The organism is Sphingomonas sp. GW821-FHT10F11, from assembly GCF_058809095.1.
Map to the genome: position 1 here is coordinate 1 of NZ_JBXASH010000014.1, position 17,116 is coordinate 17,116.

Here is a 17,116-nt window from a genome sequence, read left to right on the forward strand (position 1 = left end):
GTTCAAGGTCGCATCGCCAAGGCCGTACAACCCCTCGTCCGTCTCGATCTTCAACGTGACGAAATTCCGCCCAGGGCAAGTGACGATGACGCGCGCATTCGTGATCTTCGGCATGATATTTCCACTCAAGCGATCGTGAGGATCGCGGATTGCACTTTGGCCGAGCTGTTCCCGGCCATGATTTCCACCCGGCCCGCCTCTACGACTTCTTTCATCGCGACGTTCCAGATGCGGAAAGCCTTGGGCCCGAGCGTGAAGCGGACCGTCTTCCGTTCGCCCGGCGCGAGCGTCACGCGCTCGAAGCCCTTCAATGCCATCACCGGCTGGGTGACCGAGGCGTCGAGGTGACGGATATAGAGTTGCACCACCTCGTCGCCGGCACGGTTGCCGGTATTCGCGATGTCGACCGAGACGGTGACATTGCCGTCAGGCGCGATGCGCGTCGCCGACAGCGCCGGGGCGCCGACGGTAAAGCTGGTGTAGCTCAGCCCGTGCCCGAACGGGAAAAGCGGCGCTGCATCGTCGAACAGATAGCCGCGCCGCGCGCTCGGCTTGTGATTGTAGAAGAAGGGGATCTGCCCCGCATCGCGGATCACCGTGACGGGCAGCTTGGCGCCGGGATTCACGTCGCCGAACAGCGCCTCCGCCATGGCGGTGCCGCCTTCCTGCCCGACATACCAGCAATCGAGGATCGCATTGGCCTTCCCCGCGATCGTCGGCCAGCTCGCCGGCCGGCCATGGATCGCCACCACCACAACCGGCTTGCCGAGCGCATGCAGCGCCTCGAACAACGCATTCTGCTCGCCGAGCAGGTCGATCCCGGTCCGGTCGCCGAGATGGTTTTTCGCGAAGCCCTCCCGGCTGGTCAGTTCATTGTCGCCGACCGCGAGCAGGATCACATCGGCCGCCTTCGCCACCTCCACCGCCTCAGCGATCAACGCACGGTTCTTCACCGGATCGGCGAGCGTCACCTCGTTCTGGCTCGGATCGTCGCTGGTGGTGATGAACGCGCCCTGGGCATGGATCACCTCGCCACCGAGCTTCGTCTTGATGCCGTCGAGCAGGCCGATCTTCTGCTTCGGCACGCTCGAATAGCCGCCGAGCCTCGCCGGCGCCGCATTGGGGCCGATCACCGCGATTTTCTGCGCGCCGGCCTTGAGCGGGAGCGTGCCGTCGTTCTTGAGCAGGCAGATGCTCTTGCGTGCTGCCTCCAGCGCCAGCGCGCGGGCTTCGGCATTGCCGGTGATCTCTGCGGCGAGCCTCACATCGCCATAGGGGTTCTCGAACAGCCCCGCGCGAAACTTCAACGTCAGCATGCGTGACACCGCAGTATCGATTGCCCCTTCGCTCACCCGGCCCGCACGGACCTCATCGGCCAGCACGCGATAGGCGATCCCGTCGGGCAGCTCGCAATCCACGCCGGCGGCCAGTGCGCGCCGCGCCGCATCGGCCTTGTCGGCCGCGACATGGTGGATGCGGTCGAGTTCCTCGATGGCGCCATAGTCGCTCGCGACCACGCCGTCGAAACCCCATTCGCCGCGCAGCACATCGCGCAGCAGCCATTTATTCGCGTGGCTCGGCACGCCGTCGATCTCGTTATAGGATGGCATTACCGCGCCGATCGCGGTGCGCTCCACGACTTCGCGGAAGGGCGGGAAGAAATTCTCGCGCAACTCGCGTTGCGAGATCTGGGCGGGACCGACATTGGTGCCCGATTGCGGCTCGCCATGCCCGGTCATGTGCTTGAGCGTGGCGAACACCTTGTCCTTTGCCAGCCGCTCGCCCTTGCCGACGCCCTGCAACCCCTCGACCGCCGCGACACCCATCTCGCCGCAGAGATAGGGGTCTTCGCCGAAGGTTTCCTCGATCCGCCCCCAGCGTGGGTCGCGGGCGATATCGACGACGGGCGACAGCACATAGGGCACGCCGCGCGCCCGCGCCTCGCGCGCGATCACGGCGTTCACCCGGCGCACCAGACCCGTGTCGAAGCTTCCCGCCAGCGCGATCGCCTGGGGGAAGCTGGTCGCCTCGGTCGCCATGAAACCGTGCAGCGCTTCCTCATGGAACAGCACGGGGATGCCGAGACGCGTCTTTTCCAGCGCCCAATGCTGCGCAGCATTGTTGAACGCGATATTCTCCGCAGGCGTCCGCCAGCGCGCGCCGGTGCCGCCTTCGGTATTGACGATGCCGGGCCCGCCGCGCTTGTCCGACGGCCGGCTGATCTGGCCGATGCCGTTGGGATAGGCAGAGCTTGCCTTGGCGGGATCGAAGGCCAGGCCGTCCATGATCTCGGCCTTGGTCGCCCAGAGCGCGATGGTCTGCGCGACCTTCTCCTCCAGGGTCATCCGCCCGAGCAGGTCCTTGACCCGGTCGGCGATCGGCGCGCGCGCGTCCTTGTAGAGCGGCTTCGCTACGCGGGCGAAAGCGACGCCCGGGGTCAGCGCCGCGACGCTGGCCGAGGACAGCCAGACCAGGAGCTGGCGCCGGCCGATCATGGGACGACCGTCAGGGTAGCGGACTTCAGATCGACCGAATTCGCACCGGCCATGATCTCGAACTGGCCGGGCTCGACCACGCGCTTCATGTCGAGGTTCCACATCTGGAAAGCGCGGCGATCGAGCGTGAAGCTCAGGGTCCTGGTTTCGCCCGGCTGGAGCGTGACGCGCCTGAACGCCTTCAGCTCCTTCACCGGCCGGGTCACCGAGCTCACCGTGTCGCGGACATAGACCTGCACGACCTCGTCGCCGGCGCGCTTGCCGGTATTGGCGACATCGACCTTCACTTCGACCTGGCCGTCGGGGCGGATCGTCGTCGCCGACAGCTGCGGCGCGCCGACGGTGAAGCTGGTGTAGCTGAGGCCATAGCCGAACGGGAAAAGCGGCGTCGCCTCACTGAACAGATAGCCGCGATGCGCCGAGGGTTTGTAGTTGTAGAACATCGGCAGCTGACCGACCGAACGCGCGATCGTCACCGGCAGCTTGCCGCCAGGATTGACGTCGCCGAACAGCGCATCGGCGACCGCGTTGCCCCCTTGCTCGCCGAGATACCAGCCCTCGATCACCGCATTGGCCTCGGCCGCGACCTCGTTGATCGCGAGCGGCCGGCCGTTGATCATCACCACGACGATCGGCTTGCCCAGCGCCTTCAGCGCATCGAACAGATCCTGCTGCTGGCCGACCAGGTCGAGACTCGATCGGTCGCCGAGATGGTTGTTCGCCCAGCCTTCACGGCTGGTCTGCTCGGTATCGCCGATCGCGAGGATGATGGTGTCGGCGCCCTTCGCCGCCTCGACCGCCGCAGCGATGCGCTTCGTATTCTCGGCCGGATCGGCGAGCTTGACCGAATCCTCCCACCAATCGTCATTCTCGGTGATCTTCACGCCCTCCGACGTGACGACATTGGCGCGCGACCCGAGCTTTGTCCTGATCCCATCGAGGATCGAGACGGTCACCGGCGGCTGGCCATAATAGCCGCCCAGCCGCGCCACCGCCGCGCTCGGCCCGATCACCGCGATGGTCGGCTTCGCCGCACCCGTCGACATGGCGAGCGGCAGCGTGCCGTCATTCTTGAGCAGCACCATCGACCGCGCCGCCGCGGTCCGCGCCAGCGCGCGTGCCTCGGCATTGTTGGTGATCTTCAGCGCGGCCGCGACATCGGCATAAGGATGTTCGAACAGGCCGGCGCGGAACTTGATCTCCAGCATTTTCCGCACGGCAGAGTCGATCACGGCCTCAGAGACCTTGCCCGCGCGGACCGAGTCGACCAGCGTCTTGTAGCTGTCGCCCTCGGGCAGGTCGGAATCGACGCCGGCGTTGATCGCCAGCAATGCCGCTTCGGTCCGGTCGGCGGCGATATGGTGGATCGACCGCAGCTGATCGATCGCGTCATAATCGCTAGTGATCGCGCCGGTGAAACCCCATTCGCCGCGCAGCACATCGCCCAGCAGCCATTTGCTCGCATGGCTCGGCGTGCCGTCGATCTCGTTATAGCTCGGCATCACCGCGCCCGGCGCGGCGCGGCTGATCGCCTGCTCGAAGGGCGGGAAGAAATTCTCGCGCAGCTCGCGCTCGGAAATCTGGGCCGGGCCGATATTGGTGCCGCTCTCGGGCTGGCCGTGCCCGGTCAGATGCTTGAGCGTCGCGAACACCTTGCCCGGCGCGAGCTTCTCGGCCTTGTCAGCGCCCTGCAGACCCTGCACCGCCGCGACGCCCATCTCGCCGACGAGATAGGGATCCTCGCCGAACGTCTCTTCGATCCGGCCCCAGCGCGGATCGCGCGCGACATCCACCACCGGCGACAGCGCCAGGGTCACGCCGCGCGCGGCGATCTCGCGCCCGGTGACCGCGTTGATCTGGCGGATCATGTCGGGGTCCCAGCTCGAGGCAAGGCCGATCGGCACCGGGAAGCTCGTCGCGTCCCGCGCGGCATAGCCGTGCAGCCCTTCCTCGTGGAACAGGATCGGAATGCCCAGCCGGGTCTTCGTCAGCGCATAACGCTGCAAGGTGTTGACCACCTCGATCGTGCCCTTCACGTCACGACCCGGCACGACGCGCGGCGATCCGCCGCCGAGCGTGTCGGACGGACGCGCGAAGCCGCCGAATCCATTGGGGAAGAGCGCGGCGACCCTGGCAGGATCGATCCGCTTCTTCGCGTCGAGCATCTTCACCTTGGCGCCCCACACGGTCAGTAGCTGGCCGACCTTTTCCTCGAGCGTCATGCGCTTGAGCAGGTCGTCCGCACGCGCGGCAATGGGTGCGCTAGCATTTTTGTAGAGTGGGCTCGCCTCGACGATCGGCGGCGCGGCGCCCGCCGGCGCTATCGGGGCGGCGCACGCGAGCAGAATCGCCAGCGAGCGATGAACAATATGCGGCGCTACCATTGGCATTCCGGCTACCCCTCGGTGGCGCTGATTCGTTGGCCGACACCAACGTCAGCGCCTTTTTCTGATAGCGCTACCATGCAAAGTCAGGCAGAGACTGTCAATCGCCGATGGCCACGTGAAGGGCCATGGCGCGCGAGCGTTGGAGAGGAATGACATGGGTCGGTTGATCGCCTGGTGCGCGGCATTGTTTCTGACGCTGGGCGCCCTGCCCGGCATCGCACAGGCCGAGGATGGGTATGATCTCTGGCTCCGCTACCGCCCGCTCCCCGCCGATATTCAGGCCCGCGATCGCGCCCACGCAACGGGCTTGGTGTTCGATGCCGGCAACGATCCCTCGATCCTCAAGGCGGTGGAGGAACTCGACCGCGCCCTGTCGGGCATGCTCGGCGTGAAGCTGCCTGCCGGCGATCTCCGGCCCGGCGCGATCCTGCTCGGCACCGCTGCCCAGCCCCGCATCCAGGCACTCAAGCTCCCGCTCGCCAGCCTTGGCGCCGAGGGCTATCTGATCCGCAGCATCGCGGTCGATGGCAGGAAGGTCACCGTGGTCGCCGCGAACAGCGGCGTGGGCGTGCTGTACGGCAGCTTCGCGCTGATCCAGCATCTCCAGCGCGGCCTGCCGCTCGACGCACTCGACATCGCCTCGACCCCGAAGCTCAAGCTGCGCCTGCTCAACCATTGGGACAATCTCGATCGCACGGTCGAGCGCGGCTATGCCGGCCAGTCGATCTGGGACTGGTGGAAGCTCCCCGACTTCAAGGACCCGCGCTATACCGACTATGCCCGCGCCAATGCCTCGATCGGCATCAACGGCACCGTGCTCAACAACGTCAACGCCAAGGCCGACAGCCTGACCGCCCCCTATATCGCCAAGGCCGCGGCACTGGCCGATGTGTTCCGCCCGTACGGCATCAAGGTCTATCTCTCGGCGCGCTGGTCCTCCCCGATCGAGATTGGCGGGCTCAAGACCGCAGATCCGCTCGACCCGGTGGTGGCCGCCTGGTGGAAGGCCAAGGCCGACGAGATCTACAAGGCGATCCCCGATTTCGGCGGCTTCCTGGTGAAGGCGAACTCCGAAGGCCAGCCTGGCCCCCAGGACTACAAGCGCAACCATGCGGAGGGCGCCAACATGCTCGCCGCCGCGGTGCGTCCACATGGCGGCATCATCATGTGGCGCGCCTTCGTCTACCAGCACGAGAACCCCGAGGACCGCGCCAAGCAGGCCTATGACGATTTCAAGCCGTTGGACGGCCAGTTCGCCGACAATGTCATCGTCCAGGTGAAGAACGGCGCGATCGATTTCCAGCCGCGCGAGCCCTTCCACCCGCTGTTCGGGGCGATGCCGAAGACGCCGCTGATGATGGAATTCCAGATCACCAAGGAATATCTCGGGATGGCGACCCACCTCGTCTATCTCGGGCCGCTCTATGAGGAAGTGCTGCAGGCCGACACCTTCGCCCATGGCAAGGGATCGACCGTCGCCAGGGTGATCGAGGGCGGCCTCGACCAGTACAAGCTGACCGGCATGGCCGGCGTCGCCAATATCGGCACCGACCGCGACTGGAGCGGATCGACCTTCAACCAGGCCAATTGGTTCGTCTATGGCCGCATGGCATGGGACCCGGAAGCCTCGGCCAAGCAGGTCGCGGGCGAATGGTCGGAGCTGACCTTCGGCCCCGATCCGGCCATCACGCCCAAGGTCGTCGATATCATGACCACATCGCGCGAAGCGGTGGTGAACTACATGACCCCGCTCGGCCTCGCCCATCTGATGGCGACCAGCCACCATTATGGCCCCGGCCCCTGGATCAAGGATCTCGCCCGGCCCGAATGGAACCCGGTCTATTATCACAAGGCCGATGCGACCGGCATCGGGTACGACCGGACCAAGGCCGGCAGCAACGCCGTCGCGCAATATGCGCCCGTCCTCGCCAGGCAGTTCGGCGATGTGAAGACCACGCCCGAGCAGGACCTGTTGTGGTTCCACCATGTCGGCTGGGACTATCGCATGAAGTCCGGCAAGACGCTGTGGGAGGAGCTTGCCGGCAAATATGCGCTGGGCGTGCGTGAGGTGGCGGACATGCACAACGCGTGGAAAGCGCTCGCGCCCTATATCGACCAGGACCGCTTCGCGAAGACCGACAGCTTCCTGTCGATTCAGCAGCGCGAGGCGCAGTGGTGGCGGGATGCGAGCCTTGCCTATTGGTCCAGCGTATCGGGCCGTCAACTCCCGGCGGGAGAAGCGCCGCCGGCCAAACCCCTTGCCGATTACGAGGCTGTTTCATGGCCGTACGAGCCCGGACGATAAGCGCTAACAGCCCATAAAACGACTGAGGAATGAGGCTGTCGCGGGAGGATTGACAGTTCTCTAACATGAGAATAGCTCTATATGTGATCGCTACCATACCGAATCTCGGCTGGAGCGACATGGGCACGAAGAGGCCCGACGCTGGAGGGGTAAAATGAACACCGAGCTGTTTCCCATGTGCGCAGATCGCCGAGGCCCGATATCGGGCACGGCCTGCCCGACGCACGGCGCGGCTCTGCCATTTCAATCGGACACAAGGTTCTTCGGCCCGCACGGCCGCATCTGATGCGGATGGCGGCGGCTGTGGTCGCACGCCGCCATCCAATCCCGGCATGGGCGCTCCTCGCTGCCCATGCCGGACGATCTCCCCTGGGGCGGCCGGCGCATATCCGGCCGCCCCTCTTTTTGCCGCCCGTGCCGATCGAAACGTCCGCATTGCAGCCCGCGCCGCAACATTATAGCCATCTTGCCGAGGAGCATTTTCTTGAGCCAACCCACGTCCCGACGGCAGCGCACCACCGCGACCATTACCGATGTCGCGCGCAAGGCCGGCGTTTCCCCCATGACGGTATCCCGGGTGCTGAACGGCGAGGGCAATGTCCGCGCGACGACGCGAGAGGTGGTCAACGAAGCGATCGCGGCGCTCAATTATTCGCCCAACCCCGCCGCGCGCAGCCTGGCCGGCGCGGCGCCGGTACGGATCGGCCTGCTCTACAGCAACCCGAGCGCCGCCTATCTGAGCGAGTTCCTGGTCGGCAGCCTCGATTATGCCAGCCGCGCCAACATCCAGATCGTCGTCGAGAAATGTGACGGGCTGCAACAGGCGGAGGAAGCCGCCACCCGGCTGCTGCGCGGCGGGATCGAGGGCATCGTGCTGCCCCCGCCCCTCTGCGATTCCCTGCCACTGCTCGAGGTGCTGCGCGGAGCGAACGGGCTGGCGGTGACGGTGGCCAGCGGCCATCCCACCCCCGGCTTCTCGGCGGTCAGCATCGACGATCACCGCGCCGCGTTCGAGATGACGCGGCATATCGCGGCGCTCGGCCATCAGCGCATCGGTTTCATCATCGGCAATCCCGACCAGACCGCGAGCGAACGACGCCTCGCCGGCTATCGCGACGCGCTCGACGCGGTCGGCCTGCCCTATGACCCCGACCTGGTCGCGCAGGGCCTGTTCACCTACCGCTCGGGCCTCGATGTGGCCGAGCAACTGCTGGTCGTCGCCAATCCGCCCTCCGCGATCTTCGCGAGCAATGACGACATGGCAGCCGCGACCGTCGCCGTCGCGCACCGCCATGGGCTCGATGTGCCGAACGACCTCACCGTCTGCGGCTTCGACGACACCGCGCTGGCCACGACGATCTGGCCCGAATTGACAACGATACACCAGCCGATCACCGACATGTCGCTGGCCGCGGTCGAGCTGCTGGTGAAGGAAATCCGCAGCCGCCGCGCCGGGCACCGCGACCCGACCCAGCACCGGCAGCTCGATTTCCAGCTCGTGCGCCGCCAGTCCGACGCAGCCCCCCGCCGCCGCCCCGCGGTGACGCCGCCCCGGACCTGATCCGCTTGTCATCATGACAGCCACCGGAATGCGCGGCGTATCACCGCGCGGCCGTCTTCATTGACCGGCGTTCCGTGCGCCATCAGCACCCGTTCCGCCGGCCATGACAGGACATGATCAAGCGCAGCACGGGCGGCGCGCCGGTCGGTGAAGGCAAGGCGGAATTTTCGGGGTACCGATGGCTCGGGAGCGGTCATCAGGTCCCATTTGGCGACCAGTGCGCGCCAGCCCGAGAAGCGGCTGGCGGGAAGCTGCTGAAGCAGATCGGTGAACAGCACCGTGCCGCTGGCGGCGTGGAAGAACACCACCTCGTTGGTGATGAGATTGCCGCGCATGACGACCTGGTCGATCTGCCCGGCCCAGGCCGGTATCGGCATGTCGGCAAGGTCATGGTCGAAGGCGAGGTCCTTGCGTTTCTCCCTCAGCCCGGGCGGGGCGTGGAGGCAAGCGTCCGGCCAGGCGCGCTTCCAGTCGGCAAGGAACAGGTGGTGCAACGCATTGGGGGCGACCAGGTGGCGGACTTTCCCCAGGGCCTCCACCGCCGCGCGAAGGCCGTCGGTCAGCGCGGTCGGCGACCAGATGAACAGGTCGCCATCGGCCAATCTGACGACCGCCATTCGCGTGGGATAATGGAAGCCCAGCGCGGCGACCAGGTCGGGGCCGTCAGCGATCCAGATCCCAGGGCCGAATTCGGTCAGCATGGCCGATCCATGCCATCCCGACGGGCCAGGTGGCCAGAACGAAGGCCGGTTTGCGCGCGGCGTTCGTTGAAGCTAACGGGACTTTGCGTTAGCGTTACCATTCGAGACGACCAGGAGAGGCGACAGTGCAGCGTGAACCCGTAAAGCCATTCCGTTCGCGGGACTGGTTCGCCGATCCGGAGCGCTCGGACATGACCGCGCTCTATCTCGAGCGGTTCATGAATTACGGCATCACGGCGAGCGAGCTGCGCAGCGGCCGGCCGATCATCGGCATCGCCCAGACCGGCAGCGACCTTTCGCCATGCAACCGGATCCATGTCGATCTGGCGCGGCGCACGCGCGAGGGCATTCGCGATGCGGGCGGCATTCCGATGGAATTCCCCACGCATCCGATCTTCGAGAATTGCCGCCGCCCGACCGCGGCGCTCGACCGCAACCTCGCCTATCTCGGGCTGGTCGAGATCCTGTACGGCTATCCGATCGACGCGGTGGTCATCACCACCGGCTGCGACAAGACCACGCCATCGGGCATCATGGCGGCGTCGACCGTCGACATTCCGGCGATCGTGCTCTCCGGCGGGCCGATGCTCGACGGGTGGCACGAGGGCGAGCTGGTCGGATCGGGCACGGTCATCTGGCGCTCGCGCCGCAAGCTTGCCGCGGGCGAGATCGACGAGGAGGAATTCCTCCGCCGCGCGACCGACAGCGCGCCCTCGGCCGGGCATTGCAACACGATGGGCACAGCCTCGACGATGAACGCGGTCGCCGAAGCGCTCGGCCTGTCGCTGCCCGGGTGCGCCGCCATCCCCGCACCCTATCGCGAGCGTGGGCAGATCGCCTATGAGACCGGCCGGCGCATCGTCGACATGGCCTATGAGGACCTGCGCCCGTCGAAGATTCTCACGCGGGAGGCGTTCCTCAACGCGATCCGCACCATCACGGTGATCGGCGGTTCCTCCAACGCGCAGCCGCATCTGATGGCGATGGCGCGCCACGCTGGGGTCGAACTCCACCCCTCCGACTGGACCGAGCATGGCTATGACCTGCCGCTGCTCGCCGACGTCCAGCCGGCGGGCCGCTTCCTCGGCGAGCGCTTCCACCGCGCGGGCGGCGTGCCGGCGATCCTGTGCGAGCTGGCCGATGGCGGCGTGCTCGACGGCGACTGCCTGACGGTTACCGGGCGCAGCATCGGCGAGAATATCGCGGGCCGCCAGTCGCGCGACCGCGAGGTGATCCGCGCGTTCGCCGAGCCGCTGAAGGAGAAGGCCGGCTTCCTCGCCTTCTCCGGCAATCTGTTCGACTTTGCGATCATGAAGACCAGCGTGATCTCCGAGGAATTCCGCAACCGCTATCTCAGCCATCCGGGCAAGGAAGGCGTGTTCGAAGGCCGCGCGATCGTGTTCGACGGGTCGGACGATTATCATCATCGCATCAACGACCCCGCGCTGGAGATCGACGAGAATTGCATCCTGGTGATCCGCGGCGCCGGGCCGATCGGCTGGCCGGGCTCTGCCGAAGTCGTGAACATGCAGCCGCCGGACGCGCTGATCCAGCGCGGCATCGCGTGGCTGCCGACCTTGGGCGACGGGCGCCAGTCGGGCACGTCGGACAGCCCTTCGATCCTCAACGCCTCGCCCGAGAGCGCGGTTGGCGGCGGGCTTGCCTGGCTGCGCACCGGCGACGTGATCCGTATCGACCTCAACACCGGGCGCTGCGACGTGCTGGTCGACGAGGCCGAGATCGCGCGGCGCAAGGGCGGCCCTGCCCCGGCCTTCCCGTCGAGCAACACGCCATGGGAGGAGCTGTACCGCGAAAAGACCGGGCAGCTCGAGGATGGCGCGGTGCTGGAGATGGCCGTCAAATATCGCGGCATTGCGGCGAAGACGCCGCGGCATAACCATTGATGCGCGCGGTCGCCGCGCTGCTGACGTTGCTCCTCACCGCGGCGGCGCCGGCGACCCCGGTCGCCCGCTTCGCCTGGTTCGATTACAAGGGCGAAGACCCGGTCGACCGGGCGATGAAGGCCGGGCCGGCGGAATATCGCAATCCGGTCCTGCAGGGCTTCTATCCGGACCCGTCGATCCTGCGCGTCGGCCAGGACTATTACCTCGTCAATTCGACCTTCACCTATTTCCCCGGGCTGCCGGTCTTCCACAGCCGCGACCTGGTGAACTGGATGCAGATCGGCAACGCGATCGACCGGCCGGGCCAGGTCGATTTCAAGCAGCTCGGCACGTCGCGCGGCATCTATGCGCCCGATCTCAGCTACCGCGCCGGCACCTTCTACATGGCCGGCACCTGCGTGAATTGCGGCGGCAATTTCGTGATGACCGCAAAGAGCGCCGCCGGCCCCTGGTCCGACCCGCACTGGAACGACATCGACGGGATCGACCCGTCGCTGTTCTTCGACACCGACGGAGCGGCGTGGATCCTCAACAACGGCTTGCCGGGGGGTGAGCCGACTTATGAGGGCCACCGCGCGATCTGGATTCAGCGGATCGACCTGAAGACACTGAAGCCGTTCGGCGAGCGCACCATCATCGTGAATGGCGGCGTCAAGCCGGCGGACAAGCCGATCTGGATCGAGGGACCGCACCTGTTCCGCAAGGATGGCTGGTATTACCTGATCGCGGCCGAGGGCGGCACCGCGGAGAACCACAGCGAAGTGGTGTTCCGCAGCAAATCGGTCACCGGCCCCTATGAGCCCGGGCCGGCCAACCCGATCCTGACCCAGCGCACGCTCGATCCGGCACGGTCCTTCCCGGTCACCTCGACCGGCCATGCCGATTTCGTGACGACGCCCGGGGGCGACTGGTGGAGCGTGTTCCTCGGCACCCGGCCGTACAAGGGCGACTTCTACAATATCGGCCGCGAGACCTTCCTGCTGCCGGTGCGCTGGCGGGACGGCTGGCCCGAGGTGACCGCGCCGGGCGCGACCATCCCCTATGTCCATGCCCGGCCCGCGCTGGCGCGGGGCAAGGCGGCGCCGGTGCCGAACAACGGCGCCTTCCATGTACGCGACGAATTCGCCGGCACCCGACTCGCGCCCTATTGGGTGCAGATCCGGGCGACCGATACGGGCTGGCGCCACCTCTCGGGCGGGGCGCTGGCGATCGATGCGCGGCCGGTGGCCCTGGGCGCCACGGGCCAGACCGCCTTTCTCGGCCGGCGGGTGCAGCATGGCTGGGCAACGGCGGAGACATGGGTCGATTTCACGCCGAAGCGCGAGGGCGACCGGGCGGGGATCGCGGTGGTGCAGGACACCGCCTATTTCTATGCCCTGACGCTGACCCGCACCGGCGGGGGCAGGGTGATCGTGCTGGAGAAGCGCAGCGGGCCGAAGGAACCAGCCGATGGCGTGACGGTCGTCTCCGCGCCCTATGCCGGCACGACCGTGCGGCTGCGCATCGTGCTGCGCGGCGATCTGTGCGACTTCCTTTATGCGGGCGCCGACGGGCGCTGGCATATGCTGGCGAAGGACCAGGACGCGACGATCCTGAGCACGAAGACTGCGGGCGGCTTCATCGGCGCGACCATCGGCCCGTTCGCCCGGGCGGGCGATTAGGGGAGATAGGGGACACCGGCGCGTCCCATATCTCCGCGACGCCACGTGAAGTAACCATGTTGGACGCCGCGGCGAAGCGGCCAGTATTCGCGGAATTTCGCGACCCACTTGCGAAGAGGGGTGAAATCGAGTGTTATTGCCGGCCTGTGCGGCGCTCGCAGTATCCGGCAGTATAGATGTTGGAATGCTGAGAACTGGCTGGCGAACAGATGCCCTGCATCGATTAGACGGTGACTTACCGAATTCCGCGACCCCTATCGGTTCTTGTATTCGCTTTACTGGCGAATAGTCAGAGGGGAAAATCTGTATTGGCACGGTGGAATGGCAATTGTATACCTGACGTAACAGGAGCTAGATTTTGGGGTTCAAGGCCGAGATCGAAATCAGCGATGAGATGATTGCGGCCGGCGTTACTGCCCTTGCCTCACAGGCTGGAGGACATCTGGAACATTCCGAAGATCGGATGCCCGACATAGTAGAGGCGGTGCTGCGTGCGTCCTTAGCTGTCGCCAGTTCTCGACATCGCGCAGAGCGGCATGAAGCATGAAGGCCACTTTCCCAACCTCTCCGCAGAGAGCCTCCACCGCATCGATCGGCACAACCTCGGTTTCGTCATAAGTCAGGCGAATTGCCACTCGAGACTGGGGCTTGCCGACCTTGGCGCGCCGGTCGAGCGCGGACAGCGCACCCTCTGACAGCGACCAATAGTCGTGCACATAGCGGTTGCGCTTGGGCGTTATCTCTTGGGCTAGGCGCACCATCAGCTTAGCGAATTGAGTGCTCCAATCGTCACTGATCGGGTCTTCGTATCCCAGCTTGCGCAGCATTTCACAGCGGCTGGCGACGGAGTCTATGCTCGAAGTTATGCACGCGACCGAGGCAGGTGTTGAGTTGAGAAAGGCGCCGAGCAGCAGGTTGAGTTGCCGGTCGATGACAGCCCATGCTACGCACAGGCGGCCCAAGGCGAGGCAGTGAGCATCAAACATGGCAGCATCAGACACAGACGATCTCCCCCGTGCCGAGATCGAAGCACGGATGAGCAAGGGTCTCAAGCGGGCGCTACGGCCAGCTAAAAAGGTATCAGCGCTTCATGAGCGCGCAGGCGCCAAGGAAGATCGCCGCCAGCACGGCGTATAAGGCATAGCTGCCGGCCTTTTCGCCGAATGACGATCCGACGTAACCGACCACCAGTAGCATGACGATGACACCGCAACCGATAGCGGCCGCTCCTCGCAGCCATCCCTTCACGACGGCGCTGCCGAACAGCAGCACGAGCAAAATCAACAGCAGCATAACGACGATCATAGGCAAGCCCCGTGCGCTCGCCCGGCGCGAGCCGGGTGGTTGAACACGTGCGAGCACGGGTGCAGCACGCCCCACGTATTCGCCGTGAGGCTATTTTATTCCGCGGGCCGCCCGACAAGACGGACCCGTGCTCAGCACATGTTGTGCGCCGCTAAGGCTGTTCAGACCCGAGCGGCGACGCGGAAACTAAGCGGCTAATGGAAACGGCGCCAGCGCCAATTTTGTGTCAGGCTGAACTCGACGGTCAGGCTACGCTGCGATGTCAGTCCGCCGATATGTCAGGCGCTTGCCGCGGGCGGCGCGCATGGCGACATCAGTTCGTTCGGCATCAGTGATCTTCCGCGTGTTGTAGCGGAAGTCGAACTCGGCGCAGTAGCGCGGCAGGTGCGCCTCGCTCATGTGGTGATAGGTGCCGATCACACCGCGCTTGAAGATCGAGAAGAAATTCTCGACCGTGTTGGTGTGATGGAAGCCGGCCGTCTTCACATACTCGCCGGCGCCGTGATTCACCTGGCCATGCCCGGCGAACTCGCGGCCCATGCGGATATAGACCCCGGCCTCATCGGTCATGAGGTAGCTGGCGCGATCGATCTTGCTCACGACCAGCGGGCGCAGTTCCTTCGCCGTGACGTTAGCGACGTGGCGGCTCGCCACGCGGCCGTCACGCTCGACCAGTGCCACCACTGCCTTCTTCGGCGCGGGCTTGCGGGTCGCGCGGTTCTTGGCCTTGCCGCCGACGTACGTTTCGTCCGCTTCCACAACGGTGTCGGGGCCGCCCAGCGGACCGTCGTCGATGTCCATAGCCTCGCGGATACGGTGCGCCATGAACCAGGCCGACTTGTACGTGATGCCAAGCGAGCGATGCAGCTGGTGCGCGCTGATCCCCTTCTTCGATCCAGCCATCAGGCGAAAGCCGAGCAGCCATTTGTTCAGCGGGATCTTGGAGTCCTCGAAGATCGTGCCGACGGTTACAGTGAACGGCTTGCGGCAGGGGTTGCAGTTGATCACGCCGGGGCGGGTGCTTTTACCGGAAGCTCGCTTCAACCGCTCCATCTCACCACATCGCGGGCACACCGGGCCTTCTGGCCAGTGCAGATCCTCAAGGTGCTCACGCGCCGCATGGGTGTCGTGATAGATCGGGTTGGTGAGATCGAACATCGGGCAAAAACCTCCTTCGCCCGTTCGACTAGATCATGTAGGTGTTACGTCAAGTATATAATTGCCGGTGGAATCCCCGGATTCTCCGGCACCAACCGCCGGGCCGAGCATCCTATTCCAGCGACGGGGATCGGTGAATCGCGGTCGCGTCGCGGGTGGATGACGCGCCGCGCGCACTGATACGAGCGAATGCGGCAATAAAGTATGGCGTCCCCGAATTAGGGCCACAGCTTCCGATCCCGGACCGAGGGACTTTCGCGAACCCCGGCCTCTGCTAAGGTCCGCCGCCATGACGACGGACCCCCTTGCCGCGAGCCCGCCAGACGAGGCTTCGGGGACGGAACAGCTCCGCGGGCAAGCGAACCTCCTGCTTACCGCCGACGCATTCGGGCGCTCCCATGCACTTGAAACCCTGTTTCGTTTCCTCCTGGCGTGCGCCCTGGACGGGCGCACGCCCAGGGAAGTGGAGATCGCCGACGAGCTGTTCGGCAGGGATGTTGCGAGTGCCGATCAGGATGCCTCGATCCGCGTTCAAATCCACCGGTTGCGGCGCAAGCTGGGCGAATTCTATGCCGGGCCCGGAGCGCGCGAACCGGTCCGGCTGGTGATCCCCAAGGGCGGCTATAGGCTGATGATCGAGCCGATGCGGGCGCGCGCGGAGACCGCGGCAACGATACCGGCTGCCGACCGCCGCTCGCGACGCCGGCGCCATATCGAGGTCGGCGGCGTATTGGCCCTGATGATCGTCGTGGCCTTGTCGAGCTGGTGGATCGGCAGGCGCGCCGGTCGCGCCGACGCGCCGCTCGAGGCGGTCCGCTCGAGCCTGTTATGGAAGCCGGTCGTGCCGGTCTCACGGCGCGCGCTCATCGTCGTGGGCGATTATTACATCTTCGCCGAACGCGATGCGAACGGGGAGATTTCGCGCCTCATCCGGGAGTTCGACGTCAATTCGCGCCAGGATCTGGATGCGCTGGTCTCCAGCCAGCCCGAGCGGGCGAGAAACTATATGGATCTCGGGCTCAACTATCTTCCGGTGGGAGTCGGCAACGCGCTGCGCGTCGTGGCGCCCATCCTCGACCGCGAGGATCGCACCCTCGTCATACCCGCCTCGCACCTCGGCCCCGAGATGCTGAAACATCGGAACATCGTCTATCTGGGTTATCTCAGCGGCCTCGGCGCCCTGCGCAATCCGATGTTCAGCGGATCGCGCTTCGCGATCGGCAGCTCCTATGACGAAATCGTCGATCGGCGGACCGGCCGCAGCTATGTGGCGGGTATTCATCTCGATCAGAACAGGAAGAATCCGAGCCAGGATTTCGCCCTCATCTCAAGCTTTCGCGGCCCGACCGGCAATTGGGTCGTCGCCATCGCAGGCACCCGCGACGCGGCGTTGACGCAGGCTGCCGAATTCGCGACCAGGCTCGACTCGCTCGCCGAGCTGACCCGGTCGCTGGAGCCGGGATCGCCCTTCGAGGCCCTGCTGGCGATCGACAGCCTGGAGAATGTCGGATTGCGGGCCCGGGTGCTGGCCGTTTCCCCGCGGCGGGGCGATACGGACTGGTCGGGCGAACAGAGTCAGGCCTTTCCCGATGAATATGCCGGACCCTCGGCCACGCCGCGTAGCGATACGCGCTGACCG

11 protein-coding genes are annotated in these 17,116 nt (G+C 65.8%); 5 read left to right on the forward strand and 6 right to left on the reverse strand.

The genetic code is table 11. The features are described from left to right. Positions 1 to 125: 125 nt before the first annotated feature. Both AC1RT8_RS23840 and AC1RT8_RS23845 read right to left on the reverse strand, forming a co-directional pair. On the reverse strand, positions 126 to 2,495 hold the full coding sequence (locus AC1RT8_RS23840; protein ID WP_493078961.1) for a glycoside hydrolase family 3 N-terminal domain-containing protein: 2,370 nt from the start codon (positions 2,493 to 2,495) through the stop codon (positions 126 to 128). After that, positions 2,492 to 4,879 (reverse strand): glycoside hydrolase family 3 N-terminal domain-containing protein, encoded by a 2,388-nt coding sequence (locus AC1RT8_RS23845; protein WP_493078963.1) that lies wholly within the window; start codon positions 4,877 to 4,879, stop codon positions 2,492 to 2,494. Before AC1RT8_RS23845 ends, AC1RT8_RS23840 begins: the two co-directional genes overlap by 4 nt. Before the next feature lie 157 nt (positions 4,880 to 5,036). Between AC1RT8_RS23845 and AC1RT8_RS23850 the strand changes: the two genes are divergently transcribed. Further along, the gene (locus AC1RT8_RS23850) at positions 5,037 to 7,187 is read left to right on the forward strand and encodes an alpha-glucuronidase family glycosyl hydrolase (protein WP_493078965.1); all 2,151 of its coding nucleotides are present in this window, start codon (positions 5,037 to 5,039) and stop codon (positions 7,185 to 7,187) included. 484 nt (positions 7,188 to 7,671) lie between these two features. Continuing rightward, complete coding sequence (locus AC1RT8_RS23855) at positions 7,672 to 8,748, forward strand: LacI family DNA-binding transcriptional regulator (RefSeq protein ID WP_493078966.1); 1,077 nt, start codon at positions 7,672 to 7,674, stop codon at positions 8,746 to 8,748. Positions 8,749 to 8,759: 11 nt separating this feature from the next. Here the strand turns inward: AC1RT8_RS23855 and AC1RT8_RS23860 are convergent, their stop codons facing one another. Beyond that, on the reverse strand, positions 8,760 to 9,449 hold the full coding sequence (locus tag AC1RT8_RS23860; protein WP_493078968.1) for a DUF4336 domain-containing protein: 690 nt from the start codon (positions 9,447 to 9,449) through the stop codon (positions 8,760 to 8,762). 125 nt (positions 9,450 to 9,574) lie between these two features. On the opposite strand from AC1RT8_RS23860, the gene AC1RT8_RS23865 reads away from it, so the two are divergent. Next, positions 9,575 to 11,353, forward strand: coding sequence for an IlvD/Edd family dehydratase (locus tag AC1RT8_RS23865; RefSeq protein WP_493078969.1), 1,779 nt, complete (start codon positions 9,575 to 9,577; stop codon positions 11,351 to 11,353). Next, positions 11,353 to 13,014, forward strand: a complete 1,662-nt coding sequence (locus tag AC1RT8_RS23870; RefSeq protein ID WP_493078971.1) for a glycoside hydrolase family 43 protein — start codon at positions 11,353 to 11,355, stop codon at positions 13,012 to 13,014. The genes AC1RT8_RS23865 and AC1RT8_RS23870 overlap by 1 nt, the downstream gene beginning before the upstream one ends. A gap of 410 nt (positions 13,015 to 13,424) precedes the next feature. On the opposite strand, the gene AC1RT8_RS23875 is transcribed toward AC1RT8_RS23870, so the two are convergent. From AC1RT8_RS23875 to AC1RT8_RS23885, 3 genes are all read right to left on the reverse strand, one after another. Next, positions 13,425 to 14,015, reverse strand: coding sequence for a hypothetical protein (locus AC1RT8_RS23875; RefSeq protein WP_493078973.1), 591 nt, complete (start codon positions 14,013 to 14,015; stop codon positions 13,425 to 13,427). 79 nt (positions 14,016 to 14,094) lie between these two features. Next, the gene (locus AC1RT8_RS23880) at positions 14,095 to 14,319 is read right to left on the reverse strand and encodes a hypothetical protein (protein WP_493078975.1); all 225 of its coding nucleotides are present in this window, start codon (positions 14,317 to 14,319) and stop codon (positions 14,095 to 14,097) included. A gap of 249 nt (positions 14,320 to 14,568) precedes the next feature. Continuing rightward, positions 14,569 to 15,477 carry an IS1595 family transposase gene (locus AC1RT8_RS23885; protein WP_493078976.1) on the reverse strand — a complete coding sequence of 303 codons (909 nt, stop codon included), beginning with the start codon at positions 15,475 to 15,477 and terminating at the stop codon, positions 14,569 to 14,571. 289 nt (positions 15,478 to 15,766) lie between these two features. On the opposite strand from AC1RT8_RS23885, the gene AC1RT8_RS23890 reads away from it, so the two are divergent. Next, positions 15,767 to 17,113 (forward strand): helix-turn-helix domain-containing protein, encoded by a 1,347-nt coding sequence (locus AC1RT8_RS23890; protein WP_493078977.1) that lies wholly within the window; start codon positions 15,767 to 15,769, stop codon positions 17,111 to 17,113. Positions 17,114 to 17,116: the final 3 nt, after the last annotated feature.

What these genes read in the sequence shown, in the direction of transcription:
- AC1RT8_RS23840 (WP_493078961.1), bottom strand. Translation starts at nt 2,495, where the DNA reads ATGATCGGCCGGCGCCAGCTCCTGGTCTGGCTGTCCTCGGCCAGCGTC.
- AC1RT8_RS23845 (WP_493078963.1), bottom strand. Translation starts at nt 4,879, where the DNA reads ATGGTAGCGCCGCATATTGTTCATCGCTCGCTGGCGATTCTGCTCGCG.
- AC1RT8_RS23850 (WP_493078965.1), top strand. Translation starts at nt 5,037, where the DNA reads ATGGGTCGGTTGATCGCCTGGTGCGCGGCATTGTTTCTGACGCTGGGC.
- AC1RT8_RS23860 (WP_493078968.1), bottom strand. Translation starts at nt 9,449, where the DNA reads ATGCTGACCGAATTCGGCCCTGGGATCTGGATCGCTGACGGCCCCGAC.
- AC1RT8_RS23870 (WP_493078971.1), top strand. Translation starts at nt 11,353, where the DNA reads ATGCGCGCGGTCGCCGCGCTGCTGACGTTGCTCCTCACCGCGGCGGCG.
- AC1RT8_RS23880 (WP_493078975.1), bottom strand. Translation starts at nt 14,319, where the DNA reads ATGATCGTCGTTATGCTGCTGTTGATTTTGCTCGTGCTGCTGTTCGGC.
- AC1RT8_RS23885 (WP_493078976.1), bottom strand. Translation starts at nt 15,477, where the DNA reads ATGTTCGATCTCACCAACCCGATCTATCACGACACCCATGCGGCGCGT.
- AC1RT8_RS23890 (WP_493078977.1), top strand. Translation starts at nt 15,767, where the DNA reads ATGACGACGGACCCCCTTGCCGCGAGCCCGCCAGACGAGGCTTCGGGG.